Source organism: Rhizosphaericola mali (assembly GCF_004337365.2).
GTDB classification, from domain to species: Bacteria; Bacteroidota; Bacteroidia; order Chitinophagales; family Chitinophagaceae; genus Rhizosphaericola; species Rhizosphaericola mali.
This window is the reverse complement of sequence record NZ_CP044016.1, coordinates 203231-224397: the sequence shown is the minus strand read 5'-3', so window position 1 is coordinate 224397 and position 21167 is coordinate 203231. Positions and strand designations below refer to the sequence as shown.

Annotated in this window: 10 protein-coding genes, 1 tRNA gene and 1 riboswitch; of the genes, 4 read left to right on the top strand and 7 right to left on the bottom strand. The window is 34.6% G+C overall.

Features of this window, described 5'->3' with window-relative positions; genetic code table 11:
- The first annotated feature begins 45 nt into the window (after positions 1-45).
- Together nadB and E0W69_RS00940 are read left to right on the top strand one after the other, a co-directional pair.
- The gene (gene nadB, locus E0W69_RS00945; RefSeq protein WP_131328163.1) at positions 46-1653 is read left to right on the top strand and encodes an L-aspartate oxidase; all 1608 of its coding nucleotides are present in this window, start codon (positions 46-48) and stop codon (positions 1651-1653) included.
- A 76-nt stretch (positions 1654-1729) separates the two neighbouring features.
- Complete coding sequence (locus E0W69_RS00940) at positions 1730-2557, top strand: lysophospholipid acyltransferase family protein (RefSeq protein ID WP_255478214.1); 828 nt, start codon at positions 1730-1732, stop codon at positions 2555-2557.
- Positions 2558-2840: 283 nt separating this feature from the next.
- On the opposite strand, the gene E0W69_RS00935 is transcribed toward E0W69_RS00940, so the two are convergent.
- Both E0W69_RS00935 and gltB read right to left on the bottom strand, forming a co-directional pair.
- Positions 2841-4349 (bottom strand): glutamate synthase subunit beta, encoded by a 1509-nt coding sequence (locus E0W69_RS00935; RefSeq protein ID WP_131328161.1) that lies wholly within the window; start codon positions 4347-4349, stop codon positions 2841-2843.
- Positions 4350-4397: 48 nt separating this feature from the next.
- Complete coding sequence (gene gltB, locus E0W69_RS00930) at positions 4398-8927, bottom strand: glutamate synthase large subunit (protein WP_131328160.1); 4530 nt, start codon at positions 8925-8927, stop codon at positions 4398-4400.
- Between the two features lie 278 nt (positions 8928-9205).
- Between gltB and E0W69_RS00925 the strand changes: the two genes are divergently transcribed.
- Positions 9206-9279 (top strand) — tRNA-Arg (locus E0W69_RS00925).
- Between the two features lie 560 nt (positions 9280-9839).
- On the opposite strand, the gene E0W69_RS00920 is transcribed toward E0W69_RS00925, so the two are convergent.
- Both E0W69_RS00920 and E0W69_RS00915 read right to left on the bottom strand, forming a co-directional pair.
- Positions 9840-10427, bottom strand: a complete 588-nt coding sequence (locus tag E0W69_RS00920; protein ID WP_131328159.1) for a Crp/Fnr family transcriptional regulator — start codon at positions 10425-10427, stop codon at positions 9840-9842.
- Between the two features lie 231 nt (positions 10428-10658).
- Entirely contained in the window at positions 10659-11786 is a 1128-nt protein-coding gene (locus tag E0W69_RS00915) for an SDR family oxidoreductase (protein WP_131328158.1), read from the bottom strand.
- Positions 11787-12449: 663 nt separating this feature from the next.
- Between E0W69_RS00915 and E0W69_RS00910 the strand changes: the two genes are divergently transcribed.
- Entirely contained in the window at positions 12450-13484 is a 1035-nt protein-coding gene (locus E0W69_RS00910) for a DUF4097 family beta strand repeat-containing protein (protein ID WP_131328157.1), read from the top strand.
- 44 nt (positions 13485-13528) lie between these two features.
- On the opposite strand, the gene E0W69_RS00905 is transcribed toward E0W69_RS00910, so the two are convergent.
- From E0W69_RS00905 to E0W69_RS00895, 3 genes are read right to left on the bottom strand one after another with little or no spacing between them, the layout of a single operon-like run.
- Positions 13529-17161, bottom strand: a complete 3633-nt coding sequence (locus tag E0W69_RS00905; RefSeq protein ID WP_131328156.1) for a BamA/TamA family outer membrane protein — start codon at positions 17159-17161, stop codon at positions 13529-13531.
- Positions 17162-17173: 12 nt separating this feature from the next.
- The gene (locus E0W69_RS00900; protein WP_131328155.1) at positions 17174-18349 is read right to left on the bottom strand and encodes a Pycsar system effector family protein; all 1176 of its coding nucleotides are present in this window, start codon (positions 18347-18349) and stop codon (positions 17174-17176) included.
- A 22-nt stretch (positions 18350-18371) separates the two neighbouring features.
- Positions 18372-20795 (bottom strand): hypothetical protein, encoded by a 2424-nt coding sequence (locus E0W69_RS00895; RefSeq protein ID WP_131328154.1) that lies wholly within the window; start codon positions 20793-20795, stop codon positions 18372-18374.
- Between the two features lie 174 nt (positions 20796-20969).
- Positions 20970-21156, top strand: a riboswitch (cobalamin riboswitch).
- Positions 21157-21167 lie beyond the last annotated feature (11 nt).

Genomic DNA, 21167 nt, shown 5'->3' with positions numbered 1-21167 from the left:
TTTTCGTACGTTTGCATACTTTCTTTTTTGTGTTAAACAATGGATATGCAGACAGATTTTTTGATAATAGGTAGCGGTATCGCCGGATTGACATACGCTATAAAAGTGGCACAGAAGTACCCAGACAAAAAAATTACGATAATAACAAAAACTCAAACAGAGGAAACAAACACCAAGTATGCACAAGGCGGCGTTGCTGGCGTTTGGGATAAAGAGCATGATAGTTATGAAAAACATATCGAAGATACGCTGATTGCTGGGGATGGATTGTGCAATAAAGAATCTGTCGAGATCGTCGTAAAAGAAGGTCCTACGCGCATTAAGGAAATTATCCAATATGGAGCAGACTTTGACAAGACGGAGGCAGGAGAATACGCTTTAGGCAGAGAAGGTGGACATAGCGAATTTAGAATTTTGCATTATAAGGATATTACAGGTTGGGAAATGGAGCGCACATTGATCCAAAAAATGAAAACCCTTCCCAATATTGAATTATTGAAAAATTGCTATGTTCTCGATCTAATTACGCAGCACCATTTGGGTTTTCTAGTTACAAAATCGACACACGACATTCGTTGTTTTGGAGTGTATGTGCTTAATCTGAAAACCAACAAAATTGAAAAAATTCTTTCTAATATTACATTATTAGCTTCCGGCGGTTGTGGTCAAGTCTACAAAACTACGACCAATCCTACGATTGCAACAGGGGATGGTGTAGCTATGGTGTATCGTGCAAAAGGTCGTATTGAAAATATGGAATTCATTCAATTTCACCCAACTGCTTTATTTGAACCGGGCTTATCTCCTTCTTTCTTGATTTCCGAAGCTGTCCGTGGCGACGGTGCGATTTTGCGTAATAACAAAAATGAAGCCTTTATGGAAAAATATGATCCACGCAAAGATCTTGCCCCTAGAGATATCGTCGCAAGAGCAATAGACAATGAAATGAAAAAAGACGGTGCCGAACATGTTTGGTTAGATTGTCGTGCGATGGATGAGGAAAAATTCAAACATCATTTTCCAAATATATACGAGCATTGTTTGAATATTGGTATAGATGTATTCCAAAATATGATTCCGGTAGCGCCCGCAGCGCATTATAGTTGTGGAGGAATTAAAACGGATGAGTGGGCGCGAACTTCCATACTCAATCTATATGCATGCGGAGAATGTAGCAGTACGGGCTTACATGGCGCTAATCGTCTTGCTTCTAATAGTTTGCTAGAAGCAATGGTATTCGGACATCGTGCCTATGTGGATACAGAAAGAAAAATTAGGGCTGGAATTGCCAATGATTTGAAAGAAACGGACATTCCTGATTGGAATACTAAAGGAACTAGCGATCCTAAAGAAATGATTTTGATTACACAAAGTCGTAAGGAATTGGAACAAATAATGAGTAATTATGTCGGTATTGTTCGCAACAATATTCGTCTGGATAGAGCCTTGACTCGTTTAGATTTGTTATTTGAAGAAACGGAAAAAATGTATAAATCCACAAAAGTGTCTCCGCAATTATGCCAATTGCGCAACCTTATTACGGTTGGATATTTGATTGTAAAATCCGCACAATTCAGAAAAGAAAGCCGTGGATTGCACTACAATACAGATTATCCTGAAAAAAGCCCATTATTACAAAATATAATTTTATAGTTTTGCGTTGTCGATGTATTATATAGCTTACAGTTTTCTTTACCTGCTATCTTTATTACCCTTTCCAATTCTCTATTTGATTAGTGACTTGGCGGCTTTTACATTGGAAAAAGTTGTGAAGTATAGAAGAACTATCATTTTAAATAATTTAGAAATTGCATTTCCCGAAAAAACATTAGCAGAAAGAAAACAAATTTGCCATAAATTCTATTACCTACTTACTGATAATTTCATCGAAACAATCAAATTATTCACGCTGCCTCGTAGACGTATTCGCCATCATTTTCAAGTAGATCTTTCTATTTTGGAAGAATTGAAAAAAGAAGGAAAAAGCTTTAATGTGCTTTTAGGACATTTTTTTAATTGGGAATTTGCCAATTTAGCATTTTCTGAAAAATTTGATTGTGAAAACTTATTGCTTGTATATATGCCGATTAAGAACCAAGCAATTAATCGTGTGTTTCAAAATTTACGAAGCCGATTTGGAAGCAAACTAATTTCAGCACATACATATGGACATGATTTTCAACCTTATAGAAGAAAACATTTTGCACAACTATTAGTAAGTGATCAGAATCCCGGCGGTCCAGAATATGCCAATTGGGTTCCATTTTTTGGAAAAAATGCACCATTTGTAAATGGACCTGAAAAAAGTGCTAGATTTTATAATACCGCAATAGTGTTTTGTAATATTTTCCCAGAAAGACGAGGTTATTATAAAGCCGAACTAACCCTATTAACGAAAAATGCTCGCGAATTACAATCTGGTGAATTGATTGTTGAATTTGTAAAATTCTTAGAAGCCTCCATCCGAAAAAATCCAGCCAATTATCTTTGGTCACACAGAAGATACAAACATGAATTCAAAGAAGAAATTCATGGAAAACTGCTATTAAAAAAATAAGCCGCGGACTCTTCAGTGACAATTTCATTGCAAAAAATACAAGATTTTTAATCCGATTGTATTAACAAACTAATAATAAACGTAAGAATTATATTCAAATATCCCAATGGATAGCCTTCAGACGACTTTATTTTTCCGTTACTGTCCCATTCAAAGAAAGAGTAACGCATTATCTCAGGGAGAGACTAAACATCATTTGTCCCTGACGAATGTTTCGGCGAGAAAAAAAATAACAAAGGTTGCCAATATTGGCAACCTTTGTTACAATATAATTATTTGAAAATTAACCATTTGCAATCAAAATATTCTCATCTTTTGATTCTAATTCGGATATTCCATTACTCAATGCTTCATCAACGATTCTAGCACATTCGCGTCCTTCACTAATCGCCCAAACAACCAAAGATTGTCCTTTTCTTGCGTCACCACATGCATAGATTTTGGAAATATTGGTAACGAAATTTTTGTTATTAGCCTTTACATTTCCGTTCAAATCTAGCTCAACACCTAATTCATCCAAAAGTCCTTCGTGTTGCGGATGAATGAATCCCATTGCAAGCAATGCTACATCACAAGGAATGATTTTTTCACTTCCTATTTTGTGTATACTTCCTATACGTTTGCCTTTTTCACTAATTTGCCATTCCAAAGAAGCCACTTTCAACCCTGTAAGATTTCCATTTTCATCACCTACAAAAGACAACGGCGCCAAGCCAAATTCTCTAATCACACCTTCTTCTTGAGAGGAGGATGTTGTAAATATCGCTGGAACGCCTGGCCAAGGCATATAATCGGTACGATCAGATGGAGGTTTTGGTCCATGTGTCAATTGCATGATGGAAGTTGCTCCTTGGCGATTACTTGTACCAACGCAATCGCTTCCTGTATCACCACCTCCTATTACGACAACTTTTTTGTCAGCGGCTGAAATAAGTTCAGACGCAACGTTACTCTCGATTCCTTTTCCACCTAATGGATCTTTCCCTAAATTGATTTTATTTTGTTGTTTCAAAAACTCCATAGCAGGGAAAATACCTTTTAAGTCACGACCGGGAATTTCTAATTCTCTTGGAACAGTTGAACCCGTTGCTAATATAATCGCTTGATTTTCTCGAAGAAGGTCATTAATTTTCACATTGACGCCAACATTAGCATTGCATTTGAAAATAATACCTTCTTCTTTTAAAATATCAATTCTTCTTTTGACTACCCATTTTTCCAATTTAAAATCGGGAATTCCATATACCAACAAACCACCTGGTTCATCATCACGTTCGTAAACGGTTACCGTATGACCCGCATAGTTCAATTGTGCAGCTGCCGCCAATCCCGCAGGACCAGAACCAATTACCGCCACTTTTTTACCCGATCTTGTTTTAGGTATTCTAGGTTGAACAAAACCTTGTTCGAATGCAATTTCGATGATATGCTTTTCGATTTCTTCAATTGTCACAGGAGGTTGATTGATGCCTAAAACACAAGCGCTTTCGCAAGGTGCTGGGCAAATACGGCCTGTAAATTCGGGGAAATTATTTGTAGAAGATAAAATATCATACGCTTCTTTCCATGCACCTCTATAAACCGCATCATTGAAATCTGGAATCACATTTCCCAAAGGACAACCATTTGTACAAAATGGCACACCACAATCCATACATCTTGCCGCTTGATGATTCAAGTTGGAAGGTGTATATTTTTCATGAAATTCTTTATAATCACTTACACGTTCTTCGATCGAACGGTAATTTGGTTCTTCTCTTGTATAATCTATAAATCCGGTTTTATGCCCCATAATAGTAAGATTCAAAAATTTTTTAAATAAATAATCGCTTTGTTGAGATTAAGAAATAGACAATTCTTTTTTCTTTCTTTCCGCCAATACTTTCTTGTATTCACGTGGGAAAACTTTTACAAAATGCTTCAATTGATTTTCTAAATCATTCAAAAGGAAATCAGCCACAGGACTTTCTGTATTTGCAGCATGTTTTTCCAACAAAGTCGCTAATTCTTGTATATCTTCTTGCTCGATTACCGGATCTAAATCCACCATTTCCGGATTATATAATTGTGGTAATTCATTATTTACATCGTAGACATAAGCGATACCGCCACTCATACCCGCACCGAAATTTTTGGAAACGGCTCCTAGTACGACTACAATACCACCCGTCATATATTCGCAACCATGCGCGCCCAAACCTTCAACTACGACTTTCGCACCAGAATTTCTTACGCAGAAACGTTCACCTGCTTTACCACGAACAAATGCTTCACCAGAAGTCGCACCATAGAAGGCGGTATTTCCGATAATGATATTTTCTTCTGCTTTGAACGTTGCTTTTTTGGATGGATAAACGATTACTTTCGCACCGCTTAGTCCTTTACCGAAATAATCATTGCCATCACCTTCTAATTCCAAAGTCAAACCTTTTGCAGCGAAGCTTCCGAAACTTTGTCCAGCAGTTCCGAAGAACTTCATTTTGATTGTATCTTCAGGAAGTCCAGCATCTTTGTACAATTTGGTGATTTCATTAGAAAGAAGGGTTCCTACAGTACGATTGACATTTCTAATTGGGAATGCAGCAGATACCTTTTGCCCAGCTTCTAATGCCGGCATCGCAGCTTTCACCATCTGCCAATCCAAAATATCTTCTAAGGCATGATCTTGATCTTCTGTATGATATAACGTTGTGTCGCTATCATCTGGTTGTTTGTACAAAATCGGAGATAAATCCAAATGTTTGTATTTCCAATGTGCAATATTGTCACGTAATTTCAAACTATCCACTTGACCGATCATTTCATTGACGGTACGATATCCCAATTCCGCCATAATTTCACGTAACTCTTGTACCATGAAATTGATATAGTTTACCACGTGATCTGCGGCACCAGTGAATCTTTTTCTTAATTCTTCATCTTGTGTTGCGATACCTACAGGACAAGTATTTAGATGGCATTTACGCATCATAATACAACCTTCTACCACTAACGCAGCAGTTGCAACACCCCATTCTTCTGCACCTAATAAAGCCGCAACAGCAAGGTCACGACCCGTTTTCATCTGTCCATCCGCTTGCACGACAACACGAGAACGTAACTTATTCATCACCAAAGTTTGATGCGTTTCCGCCAAACCAAGTTCCCAAGGAAGACCTGCATGTTTGATCGAACTTTGCGGAGAAGCACCTGTACCACCATCGAAACCAGAAATTAAAACTACATCTGCTTTGGCTTTTACAACACCAGCAGCGATAGTACCGACCCCCGATTTGGACACCAATTTTACATTGATTCTTGCTTTTCTATTGGCATTTTTCAAATCGTAAATTAACTGAGCCAAATCTTCGATAGAATAAATATCATGATGCGGTGGCGGACTAATCAAACCAACACCCGGCGTACTATGACGTGTCTTACCAATCCATTCATCCACTTTAAATCCTGGCAATTGACCTCCTTCTCCAGGTTTGGCACCTTGTGCCATTTTTATTTGTAATTCATCTGCTTCTGTCAAATAGTAACTCGTCACACCAAAACGTGCAGATGCAACTTGTTTGATTGCAGAACGCATACTATCCCCATTTTCCATAGGTTGATAGCGGCTTTCATCTTCTCCTCCTTCTCCCGTATTACTTTTTGCACCGATTCTGTTCATCGCAATTGCCAAAGTCGTATGCGCTTCCCATGAAATCGAGCCAAAACTCATCGCACCAGTCGCAAATCGATGATAAATACTTTCTGCGGGCTCAACTTCATCTATAGAAATCGAAGGTTTTTTCCCAACAAATTCTAACAAACTTCTAAGCGTGATGGCTTTTTCCTCTTGATCATTGATTGCTTTTGCATATTTTTTATACAAACTATAATCATTGGTACGCGTAGAATGTTGTAATAAATGAATCGTAGTCGGGTTAAACAAATGTGCTTCCCCTTTTCTACGCCATTGATACAAACCTCCGACAGGCAACAATTCCACCGGAATTTCTTTTTTCGGAAAAGCAAATTGATGTTTGTACAAACTCTCTTTTGCTATTTCATCCAAACCAATTCCTTGAAATCTTGTAACTGCACCTGTGAAATATCGCTCAACCACCTCTTTTTTAATACCAAGTATTTCAAATATTTGTGCGCCTTGATAAGATTGTAAAGTGGAAATTCCCATTTTAGAGAAAATCTTAAACAAACCTTCACAAACTGCATGGATATAATTGTCGAACAAACTATCCACGGATTCCATAGAATCAATGCGTCCATCTTCTTTCATCATTCGAATAGAAGAGAATGCTAAATATGGATTGATTGCAGTGGCACCAAAACCCAACAAACATGCAAAATGATGCGTTTCCCAAATATCACCAGCTTCAACGACCAAACCAACTTTACCTCTCAATCCTTTTCTGATCAAATGGTGATGCACAGCTGAAACCGCCAATAAAGACGGAATTGCCGCATGTTCACTATCTATCGCTCTATCGCTCAATACGATCACTTCAAAACCGTCATTCACAGCATCTACCGAATAACGACAAAGTCTTTCGATACCCGCTTTTAAAGCACCAGCTTCTCCGTTGGCACGGAAATACATTTGCAAAGTTTTCGCTTGGAAAATACCCGTATCGATACTACGTAATTTTTCCAATTCTTTATTGGTAAGTACCGGTTGCTTCAATACCAACGTATGACAAGCCAACGCATCTTCTTCCAATAAATTACCACTATTTCCAACAAAAGTTGCCAAAGACATCACCAATCTTTCTCTAATCGGGTCAATTGGCGGATTGGTTACTTGTGCAAATAATTGTTTAAAATAACTACTTAAATGTTGTGGCTGATCACTCAATACAGCCAAAGGAACATCGACACCCATCGCTCCCAAAGGTTCTTTTCCATCAATTGCCATGGGCAAAATGATAGATTTCAAATCCTCTTGTGTATATCCATAAGCCTTTTGAAATTTAATAATTTCAGAGTGACTTAAGTGTGTAAACATCACCCTTGGTTCGGGTAATTCTTCTAGTCTTATTTTATATTGTGTCAACCATTCACCATAAGGCTTTTTCTTACAGATTTCCGCCTTAATCGTATCATTATCGATGACAATTCCTTTTTCCATATCCACTACAAACATTTTACCTGGTTGTAGTTTGCCATAAGAAACAATCGATTCTGGATCAACTGGAAGTGTACCACTCTCTGAGGCCAAAATAATTCTACCTTCTTTTGTAATACAATATCTAGAAGGGCGTAAACCATTTCTATCTAAAGTCGCACCGATTATTTTACCATCTGTAAATGCAATAGAAGCAGGACCGTCCCATGGTTCGGATAAAGCGGCATTATATTCGTAGAAGTCTTTCAATAATGGATCCATTTGCTCATTTCCATCCCATGCTTCTGGAACCAACATCATCAAAACGTGTGGAAGAGAGCGACCTGAAAGGTGTAGCAACTCTACCATATTATCCAAACTCGCTGAATCAGATTGCGCGCCGCCTACAATTGGGCGAATCATATCCAATTCTTCTTTGGTAAAATAGGAAGAAACAAATCCTTTTTCTCCTGATTTTAACCAGTTTAGATTTCCTTGTAAAGTATTGATTTCTCCATTATGCGCGATATATCTAAATGGCTGTGCCAATCCCCAAGAAGGAAAAGTATTCGTGGCAAAACGAGAATGCACTAAACCAAAAGAGGAAACTAAACGCTTATTGTTTAAGTCAGGAAAATAAGAACGAACTTGATGACTTGTAAATTGACCTTTATATACAATCGTACGATAAGACATGGAGGCAATATAAAAACCAACCTCATCTTTCTTCACTGTATTGGCGATCAAATGCGACGCATAATTTTTTAAAACAAATAATTTTCTTTCAAAATTTTCAGCATCCGTAATATAGTCTGGACATGCAATAAAAACATGCTCCATTTCTGGCTCTACAGATAATGCAATCGAACCAATACCTTCTTGATTTACAGGAACTTGTCTATATAATAGAATTTCCAATCCGAGTTGCTCAGCACATCGATTAAATATTTCCCTACACTCCTCTCGCAATCGGATCTCTTTAGGGAAAAATAATACACCGACTCCATATCTTGAATAAGCAGGAAGATGTACTCCTAACTTTATACATTCGTCAAAGAAAAACTCATGTGGCAATTGAATCATAATACCAGCACCGTCGCCAGTATTAAATTCAAAACCACTTGCACCGCGATGCTCCATATTTTCCAATACGGTAAGTGCATCCTCGACATTTTTATGGGATTTATGGCCATGAATATCCGCTACAAATCCTACTCCACACGCATCATGCTCAAAGGACGGATCATACAGTCCTTTTCTAATTGGCTCTAAAGGCATAAACAACTCGAATTACAAGTAAAACAATTAAAAAAATGGAGCACTAAGATATAACAATTTTTCGACATTCGAATTAATAAATTTCACACAAATAGGCTATTTATTAATATCCATCTAACAAAAGTTAAAATATTGTATATATAATTCAAATCAATCCACATATTTTAATAAACTATCAATAGTTAGTTTATCAAACTCCACATTTTCTGATAAAAAGTTACGATTTTATTTTGCAATAAAACAAAACAATCCTATCTTTGCAACCCCAATAAGGGAATGGCCCCGTAGCTCAACTGAATAGAGTAACTGACTACGGATCAGTAGGTTTCAGGTTTGAATCCTGACGGGGTCACTTAAAAATCAAGCAGTTATGAAGTTTAATTCATAGCTGCTTTTTTATTTGGTACAGAAGTATATTTTCCTAATTTCCATTATTTTTAGCGCTCAAAAAAGCAAAAAATTGCTTATCATAGAAGTAAAAAAACCTCTCTAAATAATAACGTTTTAATTATTTAGCAACCATTTAATGAACAATTAATTGTAGCCTAATTCAAGCCGTTTTCATTGAATGAAATGCACTACCTAGTTTTGATTTCAAATAACAAAATATGAAAAGGAAGAATATAAACCTAACCGAAGAAATTCTTGAAATATTAGGCAAGATTAATATTTGTATCCAAATTACACTTATAAATCTGCTGAAAAAAATTAAAATAATGCTCCCTAACTGTGAAAGATAAAGATATTCTGGAGGTGAGAAATCTGGCTAACCTTTTGGGCGACATACCTTGAAGTACACAGAATGTGTAATATTGAATTTCTATTGTAGTTTTTATTATTTTTAACGGCACTATATTATCGATAAAAAGGATCACAAAAATGAAAAATACAAAGAGATAACCATTATCTAGTTCAATTTTTTTTGGATCGTTTGCTACGGATTCTGGATAAAAATTCTGTAGACATACCTAAAAATGAAGCGAGCGCGTACTGTGGAATAGTAGCGACTATATCTGGATAGGTTTCTAGAAAATGGACGTATCGTGCTTCGGCATCCAATACTAAATTAGAAATAATCCGTCTTTGCATATAAGCCGCAGAGCGCTCAGCCATCTCGCGAAAAAAAGTTTCAAATGCATAGTGAGAAGCTTTTAATTCCTTCTCTTTTTCATAGGAGATTTGCAATACGACAGAATCTTCCATTGCGATGACGAACATCGTCGCAGGCTGCTGGTATATATAAGAATTATAGTCCGAGATCCACCAATCTTTTATTGCGAGCTGTATAGTATGATTAGTGCCGTTATCTGAAACGATATAGGCTCTTAGTGAACCCTCCACCACAAAATTGCGATGATTAGCTACAAAATTGGGCTGAATAATAAATTGACGTTTCTTCAGTTTTTTGAGTTCAAAGGCTTCCAAAAATATCGATGTCTCCTCTTTGGAAAAATGAGCTTTTTTATTCAAATACGCCTCTAATATTGCATATGGATCCAAGTGATGATTATTTACTGGTATAAAGTACCAAAATAAAACAAATAATCGGTTTAAAGAAACAGATAAAAATAACTTAACACTTTTTATTTTTAATGCATAAGAGTAAGGATCCACAACCAATAAAAAATAGGCACAAAAAAAATACTATAGTTGTATTTTTTTGTGCCTGAATAGGGAAGAAAAGAACCAAAACGCTTGATTGAACAAATAGAGATAGTTTTTACCCAAATTCTATGCGATGGACGGAGGTAGTAGCTTTCTGTCTATAAAGGATTGCAACGCTTCGGTAAGCGCATCCCTAGTGTCGATAACTTTGAAGAAACCGGCCTGACGCAACTTAATCGTACTTACAAATGCAACGGGCCCTTGTGGTGCTCCATAAGCAAAGGCAAAGTCTGCATGCGCATGTCCTTGACCAATAAATGCATTCAGGTCATGATTAAGCAACCCATATTTTTCTACGACTTTTGCCCAAACGTCCTTATTTTCTTCTATATAAGCTGCCATACTAAAACTATGATCTACACCTGTCTGTACATCCAATGTTTTGGCTAGTGCCGGCCAGACAGAACGCCATTCAAATACATCACCATTGGTAACATTAAAAATCTCGTCAGCGGCATTCGGAGAGGTTGCTGACCAAAGCAACACTTGCCCTACAAGATCTGCATCCGCTAGTTCCCAAACAAAAGATGGTCCACCTGGAAAACTAAATGATTCTCCTTTTTCTTTACGAATTGCCGCATACACTCCAATAGCCGGAAGGATATTCAACGCCCCTGCGATCTTACCTGTTACCAATTGTGGTCGTAATACAGTCCAATGAAAACCGTGTTTGATACCCGCTTCACTAATATAATCCTGTTGATCAAAATAGAAATTGGGGTGATTATCGCGTGGATCACTTTCTCTTGCGGGAATATTGATCGGGTGGAGATGAACACCGTAAGCTTTTGTTCCTTGTAAAATGGACACATGTTTTAAAGGTGCACCCACTGCAATCAGGGGCTCTATCACATTGCGCAGCATTTGGTCATTTATCTTTATTTGTTCCTCATCGGACCAGCCTGCGACAAGATCATTAGGCTTTTCGTACAGTGCCGCGTATACTACGTGTGTAATGTCTTTGTATTTTTGAAAAGTTTTGAAAACATCTTCTTTATTAAGCAGATCAACTTTTATATGTTCCAAGGTACGTCCGCTTAACAATATCGGTTTGCGTCTTGAAGCACCAACAACTATCCATCCCGCATCCAAAAATGCCTCGATAGCCGAGATACCTATCAGCCCACTTGCACCTACCACCAAAACCTTATTTCCCTTTTTTTCTGTCTGTAATTCTTGATCTTCTTGATTCATCTTTTACTTTTTATTGCTCCATGTTAGGAGATTTTACACTTGTATTTACAGTGACAAAATTACATGGGTGGCCCTTCTCTAAAAATGAAATACATCAAGAAAAAAGGTTGATGTAGTTTAAGTTTACATATAAAAGTGGGATAATTTACAGCGTTGGTAGTCGTTTAAATAAAACTTTCCATATTTTTTCCTATAAAAAACAAGACATACATATTATCTTTCTTTATCAATCAGAATGTATAAATATTGTACAATATTTTAATATAAATAAGAGTATCTAATACACAATAATTACAAAGAAGAAAATGCGAATTGGAGAAATATAAGTAACACTGCTTTTAACGAATACAGCAATAATTTATAAACTTAGAATATTGAAGAATTTTTAATTTTTTTACAATAAAATATAATTAATCAGACACTAACTAAAGAATTCACAACCATCATGGGATAATTGCCTGATAAATAATTTTCTTTCTTTATTTTTCTTCTTAACAAGAATATCTACAAAAATTATCAGCATAAATGTCAATAGTAAGGATACTTTAGCCATTCAAATTTCTTTATGTCAAAAATAGAAGTGTAATATAAAGGTAATGAAAAAATTCTAAACAGATTGTAACAAATCTATTCTCCGATTCGTCTTAGTTTAAAATATAATACATGAAAAAAATTTTCACCATCTTATCATTATCCATTATTTCATTTTCAGCTTGTAAAATATACATAAACACGAATGATGAGGACAATAATAACCTATCTTTTTCTAATAGTAAAAAAGAATTGATTCAGAAAATTGACTTACAAAAAGCATCAATTAAAGACCTGAAAGGCAATGCAACAAGTGCGGATTTTGAAATAATCGGAGATGACAACACAGCACCATATGTCGAAGTATATGCAAAAGCCGCTAACAAAAAATTGAAAAAAGAAGATATTGAAAAATTAATATCCAACAATTATACTTTAAACATCGTTACGGATAATCATCTTTTAAATATCGAGGCAATTAGACAAAAAAACATCTCATTTTCCAATAATAATTCTGTACAATTTTACTTTGTAATACACACATCTTCTAATTTGAATACACAGATAGAAACAACTTCTGGGGATTTAAAAATGAGTAATCTTACAGGAACGCACAATTACACTTCTACTAGTGGAGATGCTATTTTCTCAAAAATAAAGGGAAATATTAGTATGAGTTGTACAAGTGGAGATGGAACATTTACAGATGTCGTTTCTAATAAAATTTATTTTCATTCTACTAGTGGTGATATAACTCTAACAAATTGTAGTAGCGAACTCAATGCAATTACAACTAGTGGAGATATCATTGCCCAAAAGCACTATGGAAATACAACGTCAGAAAGTACTAGCGGAGATATTTCCCTAGAATTACTAAAAGGATCTGTACAAGCAAATGCAACTAGTGGAGATGTTAACGTAGCAATAAGTATCCCTCAAGAAAAAATAAATATTGTGACCACCTCTGGTGATGTGCATTTAAAAGCGCCACAATCTATAGCTGCAGATTTGGACATTCATGGTAGTAATATTAGTTGTAATAGTTTAAATCATTTCAGTGACGGAAAAGGAGCCACAAATAAATATATCATAGGGAAAATAAATGGCGGAGGAATACCGATGAAAATAAATTCTAACTCAGGAGACATTACCATTCAATGGCAATAACTAGCAACCAAAAAGAGGATCATATCCAATGATCCTCTTTTTGGTTAAAAACGCATACCCATTCCAAATACAGGATACCAGCCTTCTGTTGTTTTACCTATTGTTAATCTAAATACAGCCAATTTTGCTGGAGCAAAATACACCCCTCCACCAATTGCATTATGCCATTTATTAGAATATTCATGATCAACCCAAACACGCCCAACATCATAAAACCCAGTCAAGCCCAATTCTCCTTTTAATACATAATTTCCAAAATCCGCCATCGCCCACCTCAATTCTAAATTATTATAAAAAGCATGTTGACCCGCAAATCGGTATTGCCTATATCCTAACAAGTTACCTTGTCCTCCCAAAAACATTGATTCATAAAAAGGTGCATTTCCTAATGTTACTCCTCCTCCTATCCTATCTGCAAAAACAAGACTTCTTTTATTATTTAAATTTCTGTAAAAAGAAAACTGTGGTTTAATCTGAATATAAGATTTTGAATAGGTATTTAATCCCGTTTGAGCATCTGTACTTATGTAAAAATATGAACCATAGGTAGGTAAAATCGCATTATTTCTTCGATCTGAAACATAGGACATACGAATACCCAAATATGATTTATCATTTCTAATACTAGCACTATCATTTGAATTTAGTTCACCCGTATTCAAAATAAACCTTCCCGTATTTTCATCCACTCCCAAATGGTAATATTGATAACTAAGCCCAGCAGAAAAATAATTTTTCTTTTTTCCATTCCATCTCAGTGAAGGGTTGATATCTATAATAGTAAATCTTGATCTATAATATCGCCTAAAATTAGGTATATCTTTGTCATACACAGTTTCATTACCAACACCAAAAAAATTCTGTGTATTATTTGGAGCTTTAATAATCGTATTCAAAACAAAATCTGTTTTACCAAAAACATCTAACCACTCTCCGTAATACTTCAGATTAAATGCATTAGTGTTGAAGGCATGCGTAGCTGTAATTTGTTGCAATGAGGTATAAGGAGATTTTCTAAAACCTCTTTGTCGTGTAATTGTACTAGCTGCACCTAGAAATATACCATCATCTGGATTATATGCAAAGGTCAAGTTAGGAACGATAGTATTATATAAATTTGTTGGAATAAAACTAAGATTAGCACTATCTTTTGATATGTGATAACTTAATTTTTTGGTATCGCCACTGTAAAACTCTTCTTTTCTGTCATATATACGAATTCTCTTTTTTGAATTTTCAACATGATAAATTTTATCCCCTTTTCCTCCAATTATACGTACCCTTACAGATGAATGATTATCTATCAATACACTATCATCTCCTTTACCCAAATAAATACGTAGTTCCTTTGTTATTGATTTTGGATAAATCTTATTAACTAAAGTATCTTCAAGTTTACCATGCTTGGATATTTTTTGAACAATCAAGTGGATTGCATTTACGCTATCCACATTCATCAATTTTACCAATTCATTTTTATCACTCAATTTCAAGTCAACTATATAATTGGAAAATTTATAGTACTTATCCATTGCTTTTTCTATACCATCACGACGATCCTTCAAATCTGTGTATAGTTCATTATACCTCATTTTTTCAATAACAGGAGGCATTTGATCTAATCCCTTTTTCAAAACAGAATCTGTCATTTCTGTTTTAAATTCTCTAGTTAAGCGCATCCAGACATCATATGGAATCTGAGATGCCGGATGCGCGTTCAAAAATGCAGATTTGTAAAAATAATAATTAGAACCTGCCATAACATTATCTCCAAACCCAAAAACGCGCGGCATAAGATAATTTCTTTTGAACATATGAGGAATTACACCGTTCGTTTTGTTAAATACCATATCCCTATCTCTAGGAATAGCGATGTAATATTTATTTTCTTTTTTCTTATTCAAATTTTTAAAACGCCATTGATCTCCATGCCTATCCCAATCTGCCAATAATAAATCCAACATACGAGCCTTCAAAAAATTAGGTGCATCATAACTATTGTCATTATCTTTTTGCAGATTGTTCATAAATTTAATATAGTTATCCGTTTTTCCTAGAGGATCTCTATCCTCTAGTAAGGCAACTTTATTATAAAACAAACGCTTATACATGCCCATATTTTTATCAAAAGCAACAACACCTATCTCGGGTACAGAATGAGGCACCCCTATAGCATGTGCAAGCGGCGGAACAACTAAAGCTGAATATGGGTGTTGACTACTCGTATTGTCATCTAATAAATTTTTAACAAACGTACCTCTGAATGCATCTGGAATAATTAAGTCTGTTGACTTTTCGACAGAACGTAAAGTAAATTCTTTTCCTTCTGGATTAACTAATCGAAGGGATGTAGATTGATAACCTCCTCCTAATTTTACAGGTTCTAACCCTCCATCAATTTTGGAAATTCTTAAAATAGGCAGTTTGACTTCAGCAGCCCATTCTTTACGATAATTTTTCCCATAAATGAATTTATGTAATTTTCCGACTTCATTATAAGCTGGATGTACAGCAATAGTTAAACTATCTCCTTTCAAGTCCTCATACGCAATATCATCTAGTTGTTGGATATTTTTATAACGATTCCAATGATAACTATAATTATTGACGAAATTATTATTTATATTTTCATAAAATTTTATTTGAATATCATTATTTGCATAATAGTCAATGATGACATATCCATTCTTATTACTTGTAAATAAAGCATCTTTACCATTTTTCACATAGCCATTATGTGCAACAGATCCACTAATCACCTGTAAATGTTTCGTTTGCTTATTATCTATTAATTGTAAATTATGTTCATGACCTGAAATATGAATCAAATTTGGAAAGTGCATAAATATGGAACTAATCCGTTGAACCATTTCTTCATATCGAGGATTATTTAAGTCCTCAGCACTGCTAAAAGTTTTTCTAATAATTGGATATAAGGATCCTATAATAGGTAGAGGAAGGTATAAACTAGAATTGAGTTCTGTCAATGGAAAAATATAGTCCTTCAATGAAAAAAAACCACCATGATTGCCATAACTTGCGAATGGATGATGTGTAGTAAAAAGAATCGTCTTATTTCTATTTTGATATAATAATTCCGCTAATGAATTTAATACATCACGATCGGTACTACAATTACAGTCTGCATCTTCATTCTTTTTATCAAAAGGAAATAACCACCATTCACTATCCATCGAAATAATTACCAAACTATCATTTATAGGAATTGCTACCGGATCGGGGCACCCATTTTCGGGTAAAAATTTAAGTAAAGAATCATTCTTTGACTGAATAAATGCCCATTGATTTTTAGTTTTTTGCAATCCATACGGACCAGAATTATCCCAATCGTGATTTCCAGGAATAAAGATTACTGGAACATTTTGATCACGAAATTGTTGAAATTGACTTCGCAAAATGGTCGTATCTACATTATATTTTCGATCATCCTCAGTAAACATTCCATCTGGATAAACATTATCACCCAAAAAAACGACGGATGTTTTATTATTGATAATTTGCTGTGAAGCCGAGCGTATCACTGACTGCTGGCTTTTATTGATCTCCCCAGCATCACCTAAAAATATCACTCTTGACTTTAACACAGCCTTCTCCTGACCTTGTACCAAGGTATAAAACAAATTCAACAATAAAATAAATACAAACCTTCTTCTCATAAGAGATCTTAACTAGTTTATGATAGTTGCAATAATAAAACTCAATACGGAAATAATTAAACCAAACATAAATATGCTATATGCAATCCGTAGTAATCTATATTTATAGCTTAACACTACGCCTTGAGAATATACATCTTTAATAAGGGTAGCATATAAATAATTATAGTCTTTCATTACGGCTTGCATACCAACCGTATATTCTTCTAAACTCATTTTATAAAAATTTCCAAAAAAGAGAAGATTCACCTTTTTGTCTTCTACATCTTTTTTAGTAAATATACCAGAAGGTAGATGTGGCCTAGTTGCCAATATTGAAAAGATAATAGTTACGACACTTACACCTAATGTTATAAATGTCGGAATACTTAGATAGGTATTATTTTCTAATCTACGCAAAAGCAAACTAATAATAGCAGACAAAATAATAGAATTTACGGTTATTAAAATATGAGCTTTGTTATCCGCCATATCACTTAGTTTCTGGTTATTCCCAGAAGTAATTCTAAACATTGTCTCAATACCTTTACTTGGTTTGACTTTATCGACATCTTTTTTTTCTTCTTTTTTTGCTTTTTTTTCGACCTCCGATTTAATCAATTTATCTCTGAGAATTTCAATATTTTTCAAGGCTTGCTCCCCATAGTTTTTCTTAGCATAATCCGTAAAATATTGATGACCAGACATTAAAGTAATCGTGCCGATAATCCAATCCTTCTTAGAAATCTCAATATTTTTACTTTGCTCTATTTCATTCTTTAACAATTTGGATTTTTCATAGAAATCTTCCTTTCCAAAATGTGAAAGATCTGCATCACAAATAATTTTTTCAAATAAATTATGCGGATTTTGAGGCATTCTAGTTGCATCGATACAACCTTTAACTATTTCGATATCTTCGATTGGCATTTCCAATGATTGAAGAAATTTTTCAACCATGTTTGCTCCTTCTGATTCATGATTATCTGAGCCCTTGCTAAAATATCCTATATCATGAAACCATGCTGCCACTTGCAACAAAGATCGTTCTCTATCTGACAAATGATAAAATTCACCCATTTCAATAGCAGCATCAACTACAGCCTCAGTATGCCTCACATTATGATAGGATAAGTTTGGCTTAGGGTGGCTTTGAATGAAAGACAAAAATTTATCTTTCGCATTTTGAACCAAAATTGAATAATCCATATTCGTCTATAAATTGCTATTTTTAGTTTAATCTTGCTACTGCTTCTTGTGCAACCGCTATATTTTCGGCAAGATGTTCAGATGCATTTAATAATTTTAAAGAATCATCTTTTTTTATACTGACTCTTATAGCTCTGAGACCAGTTACACCTTGTAAATCATCCAATTCAATATCTTCTAAATCATCTTCAAAAATATCTTTATCCTGCAAATATTTGATATGAGAAATATACTCTTCTACATCTTTTTTGAAAAAATAAACGATCGCTACTTTTCCTGGCTGGGTAAGACGTTCTTGCGTATGTTTTACGATGGCTTTATCAATACGTTTTTTGACTATTTCATAACGAATATTGTAAGTGCCTTCCACATCAAATCGATGTTCATCATTTCTAAAGCTGATATCAATAGTATTGGAATGAATAAATATCAATTGTGTCGTACGTAACGGATGTGGCAATTGTGGTTGTAACTCTTCGGTAATTTTTGCTATAATAGCCATTGTATTGACTTGCCACAACTGCAGATTTTTTAAATAAATATCACTATATACTCGCTCTGGTGTAATCGACTGACCAATATAAAAGTTATATTCCAGACCATCACTACGATATCGCTCAAAAAAGCACGGATAGGTCTCTTGCACTTTATCGTTCATTTGATCTAATAAAGATGCGATGGATGAATTTAAAATTTTGAATGTTTTTTCTATATCCAAAACATTATTATGAAAACGTCCTCCAGCCTTTTGATCTTCAAAATAACTTGCAGTCATCTGAGATAGCTCTTCCGAACTGGATCCAAATTGGGTAACAAATATGCCGATTTCTTTATCTAAAAATTTGATCAATTCAGGTTCTTTATCCGAACTAATCCCTTCTTCGATAAATTGTATCCATTTTTTGGCTTTAAAGATCAATTCTCCAATGATGCTTATCGGCACTTTTAAATTAATCTTCTCCAACAATAAAATTGCAGCTTGTAACTGTACCCTATAATCTGCCGCATTGGCATTATTTCGTTCAATGGTCGAGTCTCTGATATCTACTGCTCCATATATTGGATAAACATTTTCAAAATGTATGCTTTTCATCGCAGGGTGTCTTTCCAAACGCTTATCATGTAAATATTGAATCGCTGCGTCTGTAAATTTCCACTCAACAGAAGGCTGTATCGAAGTAAATTTATTTTTCAAAACCTCCGTCAATTGCCCCGAATAACTATTGATACCACCTTCAAATAGTTGCTCTAACAATGGAACGACATCTTCTAATCTAGCAAGCACATCTTCATTGATCATATTTTCCTGATCAGAAAATATAGCAATAGCGCCGACCATTTTAGTTTTATTGGTAAAAACGGGACGAATCAATACACTTTTTATAGAACTATCCAGCGAATTGATAATTTTATTCTTCTCCGAACTACAAATATTTTTTAGATTTTTGTGGAAAATTGTATTGGGATGATCTGTGTAGTCTTTTATGATTTCGAAAAAGACGTCTTTTTCCATATTGTATTTACCCAAAATCGTTCTAAAATCATCATCCAAACCTTCCCATAAATCCTGAACAATACTTTTATTGATAATCAATAGCGGAGATAAAATGATATCTAGTTTACTATTGCCCAATAAACCTTTGAATATATCTGCAAAAACTCTATGCGGAGTTTTTTTAACTTTATTAGAAATTAAGAATCCACGGACTTTATCTTTTAAATACGTAGTGGTTATATCTCTAAGATTTAAAATACTAATACCTTTAATGGTAATTTTTTCTAAGGGCAACGCCTCCAATAATTGTGATAAAACGTCTTTTATATTGGACAATTTACAAGAATATTGTGCCACATTTAACTCTGGCAATTCGCCATCATAACTGACTTCCAAAAAATCAGAATTATAGTCAATTCCCAAGTATACAATTCGATCTTCCTCTAAATTGGGACGAAAACTATATTTCAAAATATCTTTTTCAGACATTTCTATATTATATAGTTTTTTCAATACAAGATTGTATATAATAATTGTCTTAATAGTATTCTTGTCGATTTTGTCACCTTCATGCTCCACACCATCTTCCAAAGGATCTAATTTGGTATTCATTAAAGCATACAAACTATCCGAGCTATAAAAAATCGTTGGTGAAAATGGCACTGACAATCCCCAATAATTTTCTTTTTCTTCCATCATCGGTGGATTGAGCAACTGATATACAATCTCATAAACTGCAGCATATTTCCCTAAATCCACTTCATGTATTTCCAAATTTTCAGGGAGCAACTCTATAATACGTTCTTTTGCATGCGCCAGTATCTTTTTACTCACACCATTTTTATCAATTACATTATCCAGATAATCAATAAATGGTTTGAACGAGACAATCTTATTTATCTTATCCATACTCTCCACACTTTCATAACCTCTAAATACCTCCTGTCTCATAATCTACTCCTTTCTATTTTTAACAAAATTACAAGTTTTAATGCCTAGCACAAAGAAGAAAGAACACAGAATTATATTCTTTTTAAAAATAAAATAAAGATTTTTTATCTACATTATAAATTTAAAACAATATCAATAATCTTTATTTTTGCATTTATACAGTTCTTTTATTTACAACAAGGATAAATCTTAGGTATTTCTTAATAGAAATTTAAAAGGGAATTGTGTGCAAATCGCAAGCTGTCCCGCAACTGTCAATTAGAGAAACGAATGTCCTCCATGTGTGTCACTGCAGATTTGCGGGAAGACCGATGACATTTCTAATAAGCCAGGAGACCTGCCTACTAGAATTTTTATAGATAAAAATTCCAT

What these genes read in the sequence shown, in the direction of transcription:
- nadB (WP_131328163.1), top strand. Translation starts at nt 46, where the DNA reads ATGCAGACAGATTTTTTGATAATAGGTAGCGGTATCGCCGGATTGACA.
- E0W69_RS00935 (WP_131328161.1), bottom strand. Translation starts at nt 4,349, where the DNA reads ATGGGGCATAAAACCGGATTTATAGATTATACAAGAGAAGAACCAAAT.
- gltB (WP_131328160.1), bottom strand. Translation starts at nt 8,927, where the DNA reads ATGCCTTTAGAGCCAATTAGAAAAGGACTGTATGATCCGTCCTTTGAG.
- E0W69_RS00915 (WP_131328158.1), bottom strand. Translation starts at nt 11,786, where the DNA reads ATGAATCAAGAAGATCAAGAATTACAGACAGAAAAAAAGGGAAATAAG.
- E0W69_RS00910 (WP_131328157.1), top strand. Translation starts at nt 12,450, where the DNA reads ATGAAAAAAATTTTCACCATCTTATCATTATCCATTATTTCATTTTCA.
- E0W69_RS00905 (WP_131328156.1), bottom strand. Translation starts at nt 17,161, where the DNA reads ATGAGAAGAAGGTTTGTATTTATTTTATTGTTGAATTTGTTTTATACC.
- E0W69_RS00900 (WP_131328155.1), bottom strand. Translation starts at nt 18,349, where the DNA reads ATGGATTATTCAATTTTGGTTCAAAATGCGAAAGATAAATTTTTGTCT.
- E0W69_RS00895 (WP_131328154.1), bottom strand. Translation starts at nt 20,795, where the DNA reads ATGAGACAGGAGGTATTTAGAGGTTATGAAAGTGTGGAGAGTATGGAT.